Source organism: Pelomicrobium sp. G1, from assembly GCF_051905455.1.
Taxonomy (GTDB): domain Bacteria; phylum Pseudomonadota; class Gammaproteobacteria; order Burkholderiales; family UBA6910; genus Pelomicrobium.
Map to the genome: position 1 here is coordinate 1 of NZ_JBQACR010000497.1, position 247 is coordinate 247.

The window sequence follows — 247 nt, forward strand, 5'->3', positions numbered from 1 at the left end:
GGGCGTCCTCATGATCGACATGAAGAGCGGCGAGTTCGTCTTCGTGCAGGCCCGCGCGGTGCTGCTCGCCGCGGGGGGCGGGCCCACCATGTACAAGTACCACACGCCTTCGGGTGACAAGAGCGGCGACGGCATGGCCATGGCCTTGCGGGCGGGGCTCACCCTGCGGGACATGGAGATGGTGCAGTTTCACTCTACGGGGCTGCTGGCCGGCTCCCACACCCGCATGACCGGCACGGTGCTGGAG

Annotated in this window: 1 protein-coding gene; it reads left to right on the plus strand. The window is 68.4% G+C overall.

All coding sequences use genetic code 11. The features are described from left to right. A partial coding sequence (locus tag ACTFO6_RS19370; protein WP_439935947.1) for an FAD-binding protein occupies positions 1–247 on the plus strand: 247 nt, incomplete at both ends.